The organism is Rhizorhabdus sp. P4_G6, assembly GCF_056401045.1.
The window spans coordinates 39,563-55,372 of the sequence record NZ_JBFUKC010000020.1 but is presented as its reverse complement, the minus strand read 5'-3'; the positions used below and the strand labels follow the sequence as shown (position 1 = coordinate 55,372).

13 protein-coding genes are annotated in these 15,810 nt (G+C 65.3%); 3 read left to right on the top strand and 10 right to left on the bottom strand.

Translation table 11 applies throughout. From position 1 onward, the window contains the following. Nucleotides 1-992 (top strand): peptidoglycan DD-metalloendopeptidase family protein (locus tag AC1DPF_RS16240; protein ID WP_477962379.1); only part of this gene is annotated, 992 nt, incomplete at its 5' end. Between the two features lie 8 nt (nt 993-1,000). Here AC1DPF_RS16240 and AC1DPF_RS16235 read toward each other — a convergent pair. Together AC1DPF_RS16235 and AC1DPF_RS16230 are read right to left on the bottom strand one after the other, a co-directional pair. After that, entirely contained in the window at nt 1,001-2,755 is a 1,755-nt protein-coding gene (locus AC1DPF_RS16235; protein ID WP_477870832.1) for a SulP family inorganic anion transporter, read from the bottom strand. 10 nt (nt 2,756-2,765) lie between these two features. Continuing rightward, nucleotides 2,766-3,038 carry a helix-turn-helix domain-containing protein gene (locus AC1DPF_RS16230; RefSeq protein WP_477870830.1) on the bottom strand — a complete coding sequence of 91 codons (273 nt, stop codon included), beginning with the start codon at nt 3,036-3,038 and terminating at the stop codon, nt 2,766-2,768. Between the two features lie 176 nt (nt 3,039-3,214). Here AC1DPF_RS16230 and rimO point away from each other — a divergent pair, with 176 nt between their 5' ends. Then, nucleotides 3,215-4,549: a 30S ribosomal protein S12 methylthiotransferase RimO gene (rimO, locus tag AC1DPF_RS16225; protein WP_477870828.1), complete on the top strand. Its 1,335-nt coding sequence runs from the start codon at nt 3,215-3,217 to the stop codon at nt 4,547-4,549. Between the two features lie 15 nt (nt 4,550-4,564). Here the strand turns inward: rimO and paoC are convergent, their stop codons facing one another. From paoC to AC1DPF_RS16195, 6 genes are all read right to left on the bottom strand, one after another. Next, on the bottom strand, nt 4,565-6,775 hold the full coding sequence (gene paoC, locus AC1DPF_RS16220; RefSeq protein WP_477870826.1) for an aldehyde oxidoreductase molybdenum-binding subunit PaoC: 2,211 nt from the start codon (nt 6,773-6,775) through the stop codon (nt 4,565-4,567). A gap of 2 nt (nt 6,776-6,777) precedes the next feature. Beyond that, nucleotides 6,778-7,719: an FAD binding domain-containing protein gene (locus AC1DPF_RS16215; RefSeq protein ID WP_477870824.1), complete on the bottom strand. Its 942-nt coding sequence runs from the start codon at nt 7,717-7,719 to the stop codon at nt 6,778-6,780. Continuing rightward, nucleotides 7,716-8,327, bottom strand: coding sequence for an aldehyde dehydrogenase iron-sulfur subunit PaoA (gene paoA, locus AC1DPF_RS16210; protein WP_477870822.1), 612 nt, complete (start codon nt 8,325-8,327; stop codon nt 7,716-7,718). The genes AC1DPF_RS16215 and paoA overlap by 4 nt, the downstream gene beginning before the upstream one ends. A 148-nt stretch (nt 8,328-8,475) precedes the next feature. After that, the gene (dgcA, locus tag AC1DPF_RS16205) at nt 8,476-9,459 is read right to left on the bottom strand and encodes an N-acetyl-D-Glu racemase DgcA (protein ID WP_477870820.1); all 984 of its coding nucleotides are present in this window, start codon (nt 9,457-9,459) and stop codon (nt 8,476-8,478) included. Then, nucleotides 9,459-10,982: a hypothetical protein gene (locus AC1DPF_RS16200; protein WP_477962377.1), complete on the bottom strand. Its 1,524-nt coding sequence runs from the start codon at nt 10,980-10,982 to the stop codon at nt 9,459-9,461. The genes dgcA and AC1DPF_RS16200 overlap by 1 nt, the downstream gene beginning before the upstream one ends. After that, nucleotides 10,972-12,192 carry a polyhydroxyalkanoate depolymerase gene (locus AC1DPF_RS16195; RefSeq protein ID WP_477870816.1) on the bottom strand — a complete coding sequence of 407 codons (1,221 nt, stop codon included), beginning with the start codon at nt 12,190-12,192 and terminating at the stop codon, nt 10,972-10,974. Before AC1DPF_RS16195 ends, AC1DPF_RS16200 begins: the two co-directional genes overlap by 11 nt. Before the next feature lie 153 nt (nt 12,193-12,345). Between AC1DPF_RS16195 and AC1DPF_RS16190 the strand changes: the two genes are divergently transcribed. Beyond that, nucleotides 12,346-14,124, top strand: a complete 1,779-nt coding sequence (locus tag AC1DPF_RS16190; RefSeq protein WP_477870814.1) for an ABC transporter transmembrane domain-containing protein — start codon at nt 12,346-12,348, stop codon at nt 14,122-14,124. A gap of 14 nt (nt 14,125-14,138) precedes the next feature. Here AC1DPF_RS16190 and mmsB read toward each other — a convergent pair whose 3' ends face one another. Beyond that, on the bottom strand, nt 14,139-15,029 hold the full coding sequence (gene mmsB / locus AC1DPF_RS16185) for a 3-hydroxyisobutyrate dehydrogenase (protein ID WP_477962375.1): 891 nt from the start codon (nt 15,027-15,029) through the stop codon (nt 14,139-14,141). Nucleotide 15,030: 1 nt separating this feature from the next. Continuing rightward, nucleotides 15,031-15,804, bottom strand: a complete 774-nt coding sequence (locus AC1DPF_RS16180) for an enoyl-CoA hydratase-related protein (protein WP_477962373.1) — start codon at nt 15,802-15,804, stop codon at nt 15,031-15,033. Between the last annotated feature and the right edge of the window lie 6 nt (nt 15,805-15,810).

Below are 15,810 nucleotides of genomic sequence, written 5' to 3'. Positions count from 1 at the left end.
GCCCGCCGCCTGCCGCGGCGCCGGTCGAGCCGCCGCCGGTGGCCCCTGGCCCGCCCCCCCCCGCCGTTTCGGAAAACGCACCCGTACCGCCGCCGCCGGCCTGGCAGGTCAGAACGGTCACGCCATCCGCCGTCGAGGTCGCCGCATCGACCTATGTGGTGAAGCGGGGGGACACGCTGCGCGCCATTTCGGACCGGACCGGTGCGGGATCCGAAGTCATTGCCCGGGTCAACAACATCGCGCCACCGTTCAAGATCATCGTCGGGCAGAAGCTCAAGATTCCCGGCGGGCGCTATCACCGGGTCGGCAAGGGCGAGACCGGCATCGCCATTTCGCGCGGCTATGGCGTGGAATGGAGCCGCATCGCCCAACTCAATGAGCTCGAAGAACCCTATATCCTCCGCGAGGGCCAGCGGCTGCTGCTGCCAAGCCGCAAGGAGGTCGCAAGCATGACCGCGGACGAGCGGGCGTCCGCGTTCAGGCTCGACATCGAGGACCTGATCACCGGTTCGGAACCCGCGCTCGCCACGCGCGAGACGCCCAAGCCGCCGGTGACGACGCCCAAGGCGGTCGCCCCCACCGTCGCGGTCGCCGAACCGACGCGCTTCACTGGGCGATTCGACTGGCCGGCGCGCGGACCGGTCCTGCGCGGTTTCGGCAGATATTCGGGCGGCCAGCAGAATGACGGCATCAATATCGGCGTCGAGCGCGGCAGCGCGATCACCGCCGCCGCCGATGGCGTGGTCGCTTATGTGGGGCAGGATATCCCGGCCTATGGTACGTTGATCCTGCTGCGCCACGGCGACGGCTGGCTCAGCGCCTATGGCTATGCCGACAGCATCACCGTGACGCGCGGCCAGAAGGTGGTGCGCGGTCAGACCATCGCGAAGAGCGGCGCGAACCCTTATAGCGGTGAGCCCCAGCTCCACTTCGAAATCCGCAACGGCCGGAAACCGGTCAATCCCACGAACTACCTGCCCGTACGGAGCTGATCCGACGTTCAGCCGAACGTGCCGGCATCCAGCTTCAGAGTGGCCCCGCTGCGCGTCTCGTTCCGGGCGGCAGCCAGAGCATTGGCGACCGTCGCTTTGAAGCGGGCCTGTGGCGGGCGGACACCATGGGCGAACAGTACGCGCCTGATCGGCACGCGCGTGCCGGTCAGATAGAGAGCTGCGCCTTGGCGATGGGCCTTTGCGGCCAGCGCCTTGATAGTGGCGGCGGCCGTGGAGTCGAGAATCGGCACGTTCGCAAAGTCGATGACATAGACCTTCGGATGCTCGCCGATCCGATCGAGGGCCGCTCCGACCGCGGCCGCGGCTCCAAAGAAGAAGGCACCGGAAATCCGATAGACGAGGATGTCGGGATCGGTTGCGGACTCGGGATCGTAGCAATCCCGGTCGCCCCCCGCATCATCGGCCATGTCCTGTTGAACCAATGGCCGGGGATCTTCGACCTCCACCGCCTGCGCCATACGATGGAGGAACAGCAGCGTCCCGACACCGAAGCCGACCAATATCCCCTCCGTCAGATCGCGGAACAAGACCAGCAGGAAGGTCAACAGCAGCACGACCGCATCGCCGCGCGATGTGCGCAGCAGTAGCGCGAACTCATGCTTCTCGGCCATGTTCCAGCACACCATCGCCAGGACCGCGGCGAGAGCGGCCAGTGGTACGTAGCTCGCGAGCGGCGCCGCCAGGAGTATGAACAGAAGCAGAAATACCGAATGCAGAATCCCCGCGACCGGGCCATGCGCGCCGGCCCGCACATTGGTTGCGGTACGGGCGATAGTCCCGGTCACACAGATGCCGCCGAACAGCGCGGACCCTATATTTGCCGCGCCTTGGGCGACCAGTTCGGCGTTGGACCGGTGGCGGCGTCCAGTCATTCCGTCTGCGACGACCGCCGAAAGAAGACTTTCGATGCTCCCAAGCAGCGCGAAGGACAAGGCTGCCGGCAGCACCAACTCGATCCTGTCCAGCGACAGCGCCGGCAGATGCGGCATCGGAAGCGACTGGGGAATGCCGCCAAAGCGCGTTCCGATCGTCTCCACCGGAAGCCCGAACAGTCGGCTCAACAGCGCAGCGACCACGATGGCAATGACGAAGGCGGGCCAGTGTGGACGGAAACGCCGAACCGTGATGATCACCCCGATTGAGATCAAGGCGACTGTCACTGCAGCAGCATTGACCGTTGGCAGGGCGCTACTCAGTGCCTCAAGCTTGGGAACGATTGCGCCCGGTTCGCGCCCCGCGAGCGTCAGACCAAGCAGATCCTTGATCTGGCTCGCGAAAATCACGATGGCGATGCCCGAGGTGAACCCGACCGTGACCGGATAGGGAATATATTTTATGAAGGTGCCCAGCCTCAGAAAGCCAATAGTAAGCAGCATCAGCCCGGAGAGCATGGTCGCAAGGATCAGTCCGTCGAGACCGTAGCGCTCGACCGTCCCCGTGACGAGTATGATGAACGCCCCGGCCGGTCCGCCGATCTGGAACCGGCTTCCCCCGAGCGCTGACACGATGAACCCGCCGACGATCGCCGTGTACAGCCCGCGATCCGGCGTCACTCCTGATGCGATCGCAATCGCCATCGAAAGTGGCAAGGCGACGATCGCCACGGTAAAGCCAGCGATCGCATCGGCCTTGAGATCGGCAAGTCCGTAGCGATCTCGCAAAATGGTGACGAGCTTGGGTGTGAACATCTCGCGGAAGCTGGGCTCCGCCTTGCTGGTTGTGACAGCATGTTTTCCGTTCATGGACATCGCGTCAGCTCGGCCTGCCGTTCGGATTGTCGGCGCGCTTGAGCCGCACGCCGCGTCCCAGGCCGACGCTTGTCCCATTGCTGCCGATCAGCTCGACCCCGGCCCCGTCTAACGCCTCGATGATCTTGGTGAGGGTATCGATGACGCCGCGCACGGTTCCCTCGCTCGCCTCCATCCGCTGAATGGTTGGCAAGGACACGCCCGACAATTCGGCGAGCTGCCGTTGGTCGATTGCCAGCAGGGCTCTGGCGGCTCGCATTTGCGCGGCGGTGATCATGGACAATCTCCCACGTCTGCAGCTTCACATAGCATTATTGACGTTTAAAACATCTTTTTGGAGTCAAACTGCGATCGTGGCCGTCCACCCGGGCAGCAGCCGGTCCTACCGCCGAGAGAGCAGGTTCAGGGGCCCCCTCGCAATTTGCGGAAAAAGCGCTTATGTGCGCGCGCTCCATGGCAATCCAACTCCCCTCCCCGCCGAAAGTCGGCATGGTGTCGCTCGGCTGTCCGAAGAACCTCGTCGACAGCGAGCGTATCCTCACGAAGCTGCGTGCGGACGGCTATGGCCTGTCGCCCGATTATGCCGGCGCCGATATCGTGCTGGTCAACACCTGCGGCTTCCTCGACAGCGCCAAGGAGGAGAGCCTCGAGGCGATTGGCGAGGCCATCGCCGAAAATGGCCGGGTGATCGTCACCGGCTGCATGGGCGACGAAGCCGAGCGGATCCGCGCCCGTTTTCCGAACGTCCTGGCCGTCACCGGCGCGCATCAATATGAGGCGGTGGTCGGCGCTGTGCACGAAGCGGCTCCGGTGACGGCGTCGCCCTATACCGATCTGGTGCCCGACGCCGGCCTCAAGCTGACACCGCGCCACTACAGCTATCTGAAAATTTCGGAAGGCTGCAATCATCGCTGCAGCTTCTGCATCATCCCGTCGATCCGCGGCGACCTGGTGAGCCGGCGGCCCGACGCGATCCTGCGCGAGGCGGAAAAGCTGGTTGCGGCCGGCACGCGCGAACTGCTGGTGATCAGTCAGGACACGTCCGCCTACGGGCTCGACCTGAGGCACGCAACCTATCCGCTCAAGGGCGGCGGCGAGGTCCGGGCGCACATGACCGATCTGGCCCGGGAACTCGGCAAGCTCGACGCGTGGGTGCGGCTTCATTATGTATATCCCTATCCGCACGTGGACCATGTCATCCCGCTGATGGCCGAGGGGCTGGTGCTGCCCTATCTCGATATTCCGTTTCAGCATGCGTCGCCGAGGGTGCTGAAAGCGATGAAGCGCCCCGCCAACGACGCGAAGGTGCTCGAGCGGCTCGCGGCCTGGCGCGCGATTTGTCCCGACATCACGGTGCGCTCGTCCTTCGTGGTCGGCTTTCCCGGCGAAACCGAGGCAGACTTCCAGTATCTGCTCAACTGGCTCGACGAGGCACAGCTCGACCGGGTGGGCGCGTTCCGGTTCGAGCCCGTGGCTGGAGCCGCCGCCAATGCGCTGCCGGACGCCGTACCCGACGAGATCAAGGAAGAGCGTTACGCGCGGATCATGGAGAGGACCGCCGCGATCTCCGCCGCAAAGCTCGAGGCGAAGATCGGCCGGACGCTGGATGTAATCATCGACGTCGTGGATGGCGAAGGCGGAGCGACCGGTCGCTCCAAGGCCGACGCGCCCGAGATCGATGGCGAAGTCCATCTGCGCGACGCAGCTACGCTCGCGCCCGGCGACATCGTAAAGGTCGAGATCGAGGATGCCGACGAGCACGACCTGTTCGGCGTGCAGGTCGGCTGACCTGCATACGGTCGATCACGCCATCGGCGGCAGCCTGTCGATCAGCTTGTCGAGCGTCAGCGGATAATCCCTGAGCCGGATGCCGGTGGCATTGTAGATCGCGTTCGCGACTGCCGCGCCGGCGCCGCAGATGCCGAGTTCGCCAACGCCTTTGGCTTTCATCGGCGAGCTCTTGTCGTCGAGTTCGTCGAGGAAGAACACGTCCTGCTCGGGTATGTCGGCATGAACCGGTACATGATATTCGGCGAGATCATGGTTGACGAAGAAGCCAAAGCGCTTGTCGACCAGCAATTCTTCCATGAGCGCGGCTCCGACACCCATCGTCATTGCGCCGATCACCTGGCTGCGCGCTGACTTGGGATTGAGGATGCGCCCGGCTGCGAACGCACCACCCTGCCGGCGGACGCGCACCTCGCCGGTCGCGGCATCGACGCCGACTTCGCAGAAATGCGCGCCGAACGCCGCCTGCGCGTAGCGCTTCGAAAGATCGCCGAACTCGATGCCGTCCTCGACGCTTACGCCCTCGGCGCCCGCCGCGTCGCCAAGCCGGACGCGCCGATTGCCGCCGACGATATAGCCGTCGGCGAAATCGACATCGTCGGCGTTGAAGCCAGCCTTCTGCGCTACCGTCGTGCGCAGCAGCATGCAGGCCGCATAGACGCCCGAGGTCGAGCTGTTCCCGCCCCACTGCCCGCCCGAGCCCGCCGAGACCGGAAAGCGGCTGTCGCCGAGCCGCACGACCACCTTGTCCAGCGGCACGCCCATGACTTCGGCGGCGGTCTGGGCGATGATCGTATAGCTGCCCGTGCCGATGTCCGTCATGTCGGTCTCGATGGTGACGATGCCCTCGCCATCAAGAATGGCGCGCGCAGCCGAGTTAACGGTGGGATTGTTGCGAAATGCCGATGCCATGCCCATGCCCACCAGCCAGCGGCCATCGCGCACCTGCCCCGGCTTGGGATTCCGCCGCCGCCACGAGAAGCGCTCCGCACCGACGCGCAGGCATTCGACCAGCTTGCGGCTTGAAAAGAGACGGGTCGGCCCCTTCTCCGGATCATATTGAACATCGTTACGAATGCGCAGTTCGACGGGATCGATCCCCACCTTTTCCGCCAATTCGTCCATCGCCACTTCGAGGGCAAGCAACCCGACGGCCTCGCCAGGCGCACGCATCGCATTGCCCTCCGGCAGGTCGAGCTCAGCGAGATAATGCGCGGTCATCCGGTTCTTGCCGCCATAGAGCAAGCGGGTCTGCGCCGCCGCCGTCTCGGCGCTACCGCCGGGCAGATCGCCTGACCAGCTCTCGTGGGCGATCGCTTCGATGACGCCGTTGCCGTCGGCGCCGAGACGGACGCGCTGGATCGTTGCCGGGCGGTGGACCGTATTGTTGGGGATCTGCGGCCGGGAGATCGCCACCTTGACCGGCCGCCCCGCCGCCCTTGCACCGAGCGCAGCCAATATCGCATCCGCGCGAATCCACAGCTTGGCGCCGAAGCCGCCGCCGACATAAGGCGAGACGATGCGCACATTGCCCGCAGGCAAGCCGAGCGTTGTCGCCACGTCGCGCACGGCCACCGCAACCAGTTGGTTCGATGTCCACAGCGTGAGCTTGTCGCCCTTCCAGGCGGCAATGGAGGCGTGCGGCTCCATCATCATATGGCTCTGGTCCGGCGTCGTGTAGATCTCGTCCACCGTCACGGTGGCGCGGGCGAAAGCGCCGTCGAAATCGCCGGCCTTCGTATCGGCTGGGCCGGCAAAGCCGACCGGCGCAGCGCTGGCATGGGAACGGCTTGCTGCCAGGTCGAACGACCCCCGAGTTGCGGCATAGTCGACCCGCACCAGCTTCGCCGCATCGCGCGCCTGCTCGAAGGTCTCGGCGACCACGAGCGCGACGGCCTGGTCGAAATGCTCGATCTGGGGCCCCGCGAGCAGCATCGCCGTATTGGATGGCGATATCTTCAGTGGCCCGGCGTTGGCCGCCGTAACTATGGCGAGGACGCCGGGGGCCGCCTCCGCATCACGACTGTCGATGGATCTGATCCTGCCCTTCGCTATGGCCGAGCCGACAATCCAGCCATAGGCGGCATCGGGTGCTACGTCATAGCGTTCATAAGCATAGGGCGCGGTTCCGGTGACCTTGATCGGCCCGTCAATCCGGTCATGCGGATGGCCTACCACGCGCTGGCGATCGATCACGTTATCGGCGGCCGGGGCGTCGAACTTCATGGTCATGCCTCCATCTCCGCCAGCACCGCGCCCAGCGTTCGCCTGACCAGCCTCAGCTTGAAGGCGTTATGTTCGGTGGTACGCGCACCGAGCGTCACGGATGCGGCGATGGCTTCGGCTCCCTTGAGCTTTTCGGCAGCCTCAACGCGCCATGGCTTGTGGGCGAGCCCGCCGAAGGCGAAACGCTGGCCGTCGGGACCCACTACCGCCGCCACAGACACGAGTGCGAAGGCATAGGAGGCCCGGTCGCGGACCTTGCGATAGATTTGCCGTCCGGCAATCGGCGGGGGCAGCAGCACGCCGGTGATCATCTCGCCCGGCGCAAGCGCCGTCTCGATGTGCGGCGTGTCACCCGGCAACAAGTGGAAGTCGGCGATCGGTATCCCGCGTGTCGTGCCGTCCGGTCGCACCGTCTCCACCACCGCATCGAGCACCCGCATCGCCACCGCCATGTCCGACGGATGCGTGGCGATGCAGGCATCGCTCGTTCCCATGATCGCATGGCCGCGATTGATGCCGCCCAGCGCGGCGCATCCGGATCCCGGCTTGCGCTTGTTGCATGGCATCCGCGTGTCATAGAAATAGGCGCAGCGGGTCCGCTGGAGCAGGTTCCCCGCCGTGGTCGCCTTGTTGCGAAGCTGGCCCGATGCGCCCGACACCAATGCGCGGGCCAACACCGGATAATCCCGCCGCACCCGCTTGTCGGCAGCGAGATCAGTGTTGCGCACCAGCGCGCCGATGCGCAGACCGCCGCCATCGATCTTTTCGATCCTGTCGAGGCCGAGATGGTTGATGTCGATCAGGAGCAGCGGGGTCTCGATCTGCAATTTCATCAGGTCGAGCAGGTTGGTGCCGCCCGCGATGAAGCGCGCGCCAGGATGCTGCGCGGCAGCTTTGGCAGCGCTGGCGGCATCTGCGGCGCGCTGATAGTTGAAGGGCCTCATGCCGTGCGCTTTCCGCTAACATCGCGGATCGCCGCGATGATATTGGGATAGGCCGCGCATCGGCAGATATTGCCGCTCATCCGTTCACGAACCTCGTCATCCGAGAAGGCGACGTCCATCAGGTCGGCACTGACATGACTGGGTACGCCCCGTTCAATTTCGGAGAGCATGGCTACAGCCGAGCATATCTGCCCCGGGGTGCAATAGCCGCATTGATAGCCGTCATGCTCGATGAAGGCTTTCTGCAGCGGATGGAGATCCTGCGGCGTACCAAGTCCTTCGATCGTGACAATTTCATCGCCGTCATGCATTGCCGCCAACGTCAGGCAGCTGTTGATCCGTCGGCCTTCGACGATCACCGTGCACGCACCGCACTGGCCATGATCGCAGCCTTTCTTGCTGCCGGTCAGGTGGAGATGCTCGCGCAGCGCGTCGAGCAGTGTCGTTCGGGGATCCAGCGACAGGTCATGATCCTTGCCGTTGACGTTCAGTCTCACGAGCATCGGCGTGACAGGGAGCGATTGCGCGGCCGGGCTCGTCTCGATTGGGGTTGCGGCCAAACCCACTGCCGTGACGGCTCCCGCAGCCAGCACGTTTCGTCGTGTCATCCCGTCGTCCCCGCGCGCCGAAGTCCGCTCAGCCGTCATCATGCACCCCGCTCGAATTTCTGACGGAGGCAACTGGCGGCCGCTGTGATCGTTCCCCGCCTCAAGGCCGCGGCTTCCCCGGCCGCCGCCCTGCCACGAGAACGGCCGCTCAACCCCACAAGGCAACCGGCGCCGGAAACGCGACGCCCCCCTCGAACTGCACCCGGTCGTCGCGATCTTGGGATAGCAGCAACGGTCCGTCAATGTCGATCCAGCGCGCGCCCTGCGCAACGAGCATCGCGGGCGCAATGCCGAGCGACGTGGACAGCATGCACCCGACCATCAGTTCCATCCCGGCGGAGCGCGCCGCGGCGGCGACCGCGAGCGCCTCGGTCAGCCCGCCAGCCTTGTCGAGCTTGATATTGATAGCAGCGTAGCGGCCGACACAACGCGGCAGATCGGCCCGATCCTGGCAACTCTCGTCGGCGCACAGCGGAATCGGAGAGGTCACGCCGTCGAGCAGGTGATCCTCGCCCGCCCTCACCGGCTGTTCGATGAGTTCTACGCCATGGGGCAGCAGCGCCGCCGCTTCTGCGGCGACGTCCCGCCCGGTCCAGCTCTCATTGGCATCCACGATCAGTCGCGCATGCGGCGCGCCGCGGCGAACCGCCGCCACCCGTTCGACATCGCCCTCGCCCGCCAGCTTGAGCTTAAGGAGCGGATAGACCACTGCCGCCTGCCGGGCGTCCCGCTCCATCCGATCAGCGTCACCAAGCGAGATGGTGAAGGCGGATTGCAGCGGCTGAGGCTGGGCCAGGCCGGCCAGCGACCAGACAGGACGCCGCTCGCGCTTCGCCTCGAGATCCCACAAGGCGCAGTCGATGGCATTGCGCGCAGCCCCGCGCGGCATTTGCCGCAGCAGATCTGCGCGCTCGATGCCCCGGGAAATCGCACCTGCCATGGCTTCGACCTGGGCCAGTACGGTCTCGGAGCTCTCACCATGGTAATAGATGGGAGTCGACTCGCCCCTCCCGGCGTGCACGCCGTCGCTGATCTGCACCACCACTAGGTCGACCTGCGTCCTCGCGCCGCGTGCAATGACGAAGCTGCCCGCGACCGGCCATGTCTCGATCCGCGCCGTCAACTCCGCCATCAGGTCATCGCCGCTCCGTTGGCGGGGCGCCGTGGGATCGGCCGGGGTTTGGGGTCGGGCCACAGCACGCGGGGCAGGATTCGTCCCTTCCGTTCGAACGCCGCCCTCACTTCCGGGCGGGCGAGGAACGAGGTCCACAAAGCGCGAAGCCGCGACGGCGCCGGCGCCAGCAGCGACCCGGTCGGCTGGAATTGCACGACCAGATCGCTTGCCGCATCGCTGTCGTCGAACGCCTTGAGGGTCAACTGCGAGGCCTCGGCATCGCGCCCCGCGCACAGCAGCGCTTCAATCGCAGCCGAGGGATTCTGGTCGCTGAGCTTCTTCAGCGTATCCATGGCGCTGGACGCTTCGGCGGTTCGTCCGAGCGCTGCCAGCGTGCAGACTTCGGTGCGATCGAGCCAACGCTTGCCGAGGTCGGTGAGAAGATCGCCGGCCTTCGCCCTCGCTTCGCGCGTCACCACGAGCGCCTTCGCCGGTTTGCCGGCCTCATCGAGGAACTCGGCATAGCTCACCAGCGCCGTGGAAGCCGCGGGCACATGCTGGATATCGAGCGCTAGGAACGGCGCCAGCAGCCGGTCGACCTCCTCGTTGCGACGCAGCGCTGCCAGCGCGCGGGCGCGGTAGAGGATGGTACGGACCGCTTCGCGGCTCATGCCATCGACGATGCGGACATCTTGGGTCATGTCGACCACGTCCTGATAATGGCCGAGCAGCAGCATCGCATCGGCCGCGTCTCGCAACGCCACATCCGAGTCCGGGGAATCGCCATAGGCCGACAATTTGTCGCGCGCGAACCGCTCCACCGACGTGGCACTGGCAGGACCGAGCCGGGCCTCCAATGCTGGCCACAACTTGGCAAAATGGCGGTCGACCGCCATAGCGGCGAGCTGCTCCGGCTGCCCGATCCGCTCGAGCAGACCTTCGGCCTCTGCCGCTTCGCCCTGATCTATCAGGGCCTCGATCGCGCCTTCGGCAAAGCCGATGCGAAGTTCGGGGATATCTGCCGGCTCCCAGTCGGCGCGCGCCAGGGCGATCAGCATTCGGCCCCGCACGGCGCGGGCGTGATCCTCGGCGAGCTTCAGTGAAATCGCCCGCACCGCCGCGCCGCTCAGCACATCGAGCGAGCGCGGCGAGGTCTCTGCCAGGGAAGCGATCTGGTCGGCCGCATCGGCGAAGCGATTTTCGTCGGCAGCGATGAGCACTCCGAATGCCTTGACCACGCCATCGCGCGGCATGCTCACGGCCAGTTCGCGCTGCACGACGGGCAGGTCGGCGACCCGGCCCTGCTCGCTGAGGCAGACAAGCCGCATTCTCTGGATAAGGTTGCGCTGCGGTCCGGCCGCAAGCCCGTCGATCAGTGGATCGAGCGCCGCAAGCACGCCAGCGCAATCCTCGCGGGTCGCAGCTTGCTGCGCCTTGCCGATTGCAGACTGTACGTCGGCCTCCGCGATTTCCGCCCGAAGCGGCGCGCCGGCAACGAGCGTCAGCGCCATGAGGAATGCCAATGCCGCCCTAGCGGGCATGCGTCGCAATCCACGCGTCGACAACAGGGGCAATCTCCTCGCGCCAGCGGCGTCCGTTGAAGATGCCGTAATGGCCCACATGTTCTGCCATCAGATATTTCTTGTGGCTGTCCGGCAGCTTGCTCGCCAAAGTGAGCCCAGCCCTGGTCTGCCCCAGCCCCGAGATGTCGTCGCGCTCGCCCTCGATCGCGAGTATGCCGACATCGGCGATCGCGGCGGGATCGACCTTGCGGCCGCGATGCATGAGCTCTCCCTTGGGCAACAGGTGCCGCTGGAAGACCACGTCGATCGTCTCGAGATAGAACTCGCAGGCCATGTCGCATACCGAGCGATATTCTTCGTAAAATGCCTTGGTAGCATCCGCGCTCTCTTCGTCGCCATCGACGAGATGCTTGAACATGCTCCAGTGGCTGACGAGATGGTTGCCCAAATTCATGGCCATGAAGCCGGTGAGCTGCAGAAAGCCCGGATATACTTTGCGGCCGGAACCCGGATAATAGACCGGCACGGTATGGATCACATTTTGCTCGAACCAGGTCAGCGGACGCTGGGTGGCGACGGTATTCACCGCGGTAGGCGCCTCGCGGGCGTCAACCGGGCCACCCATCATCGTCAGCGTCACGGGCCGGCAGGGATTCTGGTCCGCGCACATCAGCGCGGTGGCGGCGTAGGCTGGCACCGAGGGCTGACACACCGCGAGCATGTGGGCGCCGGGGCCCATCTTCTCCAGAAAGGCGATCAGATAATCGATATAGTCGTCGAGATCGAAACCACCCTCCTCCACGGGGACGAGCTTCGCGTCGCGCCAGTCGGTGATGTAGACATCATGGTCGATCATCATCCGTCCGACCGTGCCGCGCAGCAGCGTCGCATAATGGCCCGACATCGGGGCGACGATCAGCAGCTTCGGCTGGCCCGTCACGCCCCGTCGGCGGAAACGCTTGAGCTGCCCGAACGGCTTGCGGAGAATGATCTCCTCCGTCACCGGAACCTTCTCGCCATCGATCTCGACTTCGGTGAACCCGAAATCGGGCTTGCCGCGCGAAGCGGAAGCATGGGCGAAGACGTCCAGCCCCGAAACCATCATCGGCGCCATGTTGCTGTAAGACATCGGATTCAGGGGATTCTTGAGCCATTGGCCGCTCAGGTCGGCCCAGGCGCTCGCGGCGGACATCAGCGAACGTTGGAATTCATACGCATCGTACAGCATTCACGTCTCCCAGAGGCCTCTGCCGCCTTACGGCCATAATCATGCATCGCGCAATGCCGAGCATGCTCAACCGATGTGGGGATAGCAGGATCGAATTGCGAGATCATGAAGCCCGCGATTGAGCGTGCGCCCAAGGGTTGCTAGGGCCGGTCCATGGCGAAACGCAATGGTCCTCCCGAAAGCTCCCCCCGTAAGCTCGGCGAGCTCGCCATGATCTGGCGCTTCGCGCTTGCCTATCCTGGCCGTATCGTCGGTGCCGCGTTGGCGCTGATCGTCGCCGCAACGGCGACGCTGGCGATTCCTGGCGGGTTCCGCCTGGTGATCGACAAGGGATTCATCGCCTCGCGCGGCGATGTCGGCCCCTATTTCCGCTACCTCCTGATCATCGTGCTGGTGCTCGCGCTTGCCACCGCCTGCCGATATTATTTCGTCTCCTGGCTGGGCGAGCGCGTCGTCGCCGATATCCGGATCGCAGTTCAGGCCAATCTGCTCCGTCTGGCGCCGAGCTTCTTCGAGGAGAACCGGCCGTCGGAGATCGCATCGAGGCTGACCGCCGACACTTCGGTCATTGAACAGGTCGTCGGGACCACCGTGTCGGTGGCACTGCGCAACATCGTGCTGGCGATCGGCGGCATCATCTATCTGTTCGCGATAGCGCCCAAGCTGGCCGCGCTGCTGCTGCTCGGCATCCCGCTCGTCCTGCTCCCCATCATCGTGATGGGCCGGCGACTGCGCAAATTGTCGCAGAGCACCCAAGACCGTATCGCCGACGTCGGCGCGACAGTCTCCGAAACGCTGCGGGCGATGAAGATCGTCCAAGCCTTCGGTCAGGAGGCGCGCGAGGCGCAACGGTTCGAAACCGTTGTCGGCGCAGGCTTCGCCACCGCAAAGCGCCGCATCCGCATGCGCGCCGTGATGACCGCGATCGTGATCGCCCTGATCTTCGGCTCAATCACGATGGTGATGTGGCAAGGCGCGGTCGATGTCGCTTCGGGAAAGCTGTCGGGCGGTTCGATCGCAGCCTTCATCCTGACCGGCGGCATCGTCGCCGGCGCGTTCGGCGCGCTCGCCGAGGTCTATGGAGATATCGTGCGGGCAGCAGGCGCGGCCGCACGGCTTTCCGAGCTGCTGGGCGCGGAACCCGACATCCGGGCGCCCGCACTGCCGGCCGCACTGCCCTCGCCACCGCGTGGCCGGCTCGAGTTCGACCATGTCGCCTTCCGCTATCCCACCCGCCCCGAAGTGCTGGCGCTCGACGACATAAGCATGGTCGTCGAGCCCGGCGAAATGGTGGCGGTGGTCGGCCCGTCGGGTGCCGGCAAATCGACAATCCTGCAGCTGGCGCAGCGCTTCTATGATCCCGAATCGGGCGCGATCCGCCTTGACGGCATCGCACTGCGCGATGCGGATCCAGCCGACATCCGCGCTCGTCTCGCAGTGGTGCCGCAGGAGACGGTGATCTTCGGCGCCTCGGCACGCGACAATCTGCGCTATGGCCGCTGGGATGCCGATGACAGCGCGATCTGGGCAGCGGCCGAGGCCGCCAACGCCGCGACCTTCCTGCGCGCGCTGCCAGATGGCCTCGACACCTTCCTGGGCGAGGCCGGCGCGCGGCTGTCGGGCGGCCAGCGCCAACGCCTCGCGATCGCACGCGCACTGCTGCGCGACGCGCCGCTGCTGCTGCTCGACGAGGCCACCTCGGCACTCGATGCGGAATCGGAAAGGCTGATCCAGGATGCGCTCGATCGGCTGATGCGGGGCCGCACCACGATCGTCATAGCCCACCGTCTCGCCACCGTCCGCGCGGCGGACCGGATCATCGTCATGGATCAGGGCCGCATCGTCGAACAGGGCACGCACCAGAGCCTCAGCGCGCACGAGGGTTTGTATGCGCGGCTGGCCCGGCTGCAGTTCAACGATGTGCCTGCCTGACGCTGCTGCGCAGGTTATTTGTTAAAGCTGCCATCCAACAGCTTGATGATGGCCGAGAAATCCTTGCCGCCGCCGCCAAGGTTGGTGAAAGCCTGGTACAGGCTTTCGGCATGGCCGCCCATCGGGACGCTGGCGCCGACGCCTTGTGCCGCCTCTACCGCCAGCTTGAGATCCTTGAGCATCAAGGCGCTGGCAAAGCCGCCTTCGAAATTGCTGTCGGCCGGGCTGACCGGCCCGACGCCCGCGACCGGACAATAGCTGGTCATCGACCAGCTCTGTCCGCTGGCCTTCGACGATATATCGTAGAAGGTCTGGAGGTCGAGGCCAAGCTTTTGCGCCAGCGCGAACGCCTCGCATGTCGCCACCATGTTCGCGCCGAGGATCATGTTGTTGACGATCTTCGCGGCCTGGCCGGATCCGATCGTACCGGCATGTATCACCGCCTTGCCCATCAAGGTGAGTACTGGCTCTGCACGGGCGAAATGCTCCGCGCTGCCGCCCACCATGAACGTCAGCGTGCCGGCAATGGCACCGCCGATGCCGCCCGAGACCGGTGCGTCGACCATCGCCAGGCCCTTGGCAGCGGCCGCCGCGCCAACCGCGCGCGCGGTCGCGACGTCGATCGTCGAGCAATCGATAAGCAATGCCGTCGCTGGAACCACAGAAAATATTTCGCCCTCATAGACCGAGCGGACATGCTGGCCCGCTGGCAGCATCGAAACGACGAACTCTGCGCCTGCAGCAGCTTCCGCAGCCGACCCGACAGCTACGCAGCCCGCCGCGACCGCCTTATCGAGAGCGTCCCTGGAAAGATCGTAGGCACGAACGTCATGGCCCTTCTTCGACAGATTGGCGGCCATTCCACCACCCATATTGCCGAGCCCGATGAAACCGATCGTCGCCATCTTACTGGCCCGTCCAATTGCCGGGTCGTTTCTCGACGAAGGCAGTCATGCCCTCGGCCTTGTCCGCGGTCGCGCAGAGTCCGTTGAAAACACGGCGTTCGAACAGCAGCCCCGTGGCGAGGCCGGTTTCGAACGCGGCGTTGATCATCTCCTTGTTGCCGATCGCCGCCAGCGGCGGCATCGCCGCGATCGTCTGCGCCATCTTGAGCGCCTCATCCATCAGCTCGGCAAGCGGCACGACCTTGCTGCACAGATTCGCCTTCTCGGCCTCGGCGGCATCCATCATCCGCCCCGTCAGGCACATGTCCATCGCCTTCGACTTGCCCACGGCGCGAGTCAGCCTCTGCGAGCCGCCCATCCCGGGCGCGACCCCAAGCTTGATCTCCGGCTGCCCGAACTTGGCGTTGTCGGCGACGATCATGATATCGGCCATCATCGCCAGTTCGCATCCACCGCCCAGCGCAAAGCCGGCCACAGCAGCGATCCAGGGCTTGCGAGTCGCGGTGACCCGCTCGAAACCGGCGAAGAAATTCTCCCCGAACATCGCCGAAAAACCCTTCGGCTGCATTTCCTTGATGTCGGCTCCGGCGGCGAACGCCTTGTCGCTGCCCGTAAGCACTGCGCAACGCTGGCTTGGATCGGCGTCGAACTTGCTGAAGGCGTCGATCAGGTCGGCAAGCACCTGGGTGTTCAGCGCGTTCAGCGCCTGCGGGCGATTCAGCCGGATCACCGTAACGGCGCCTTGCAGCTCGACGAGAATGGTTTCGTAGGTCATCAGGGG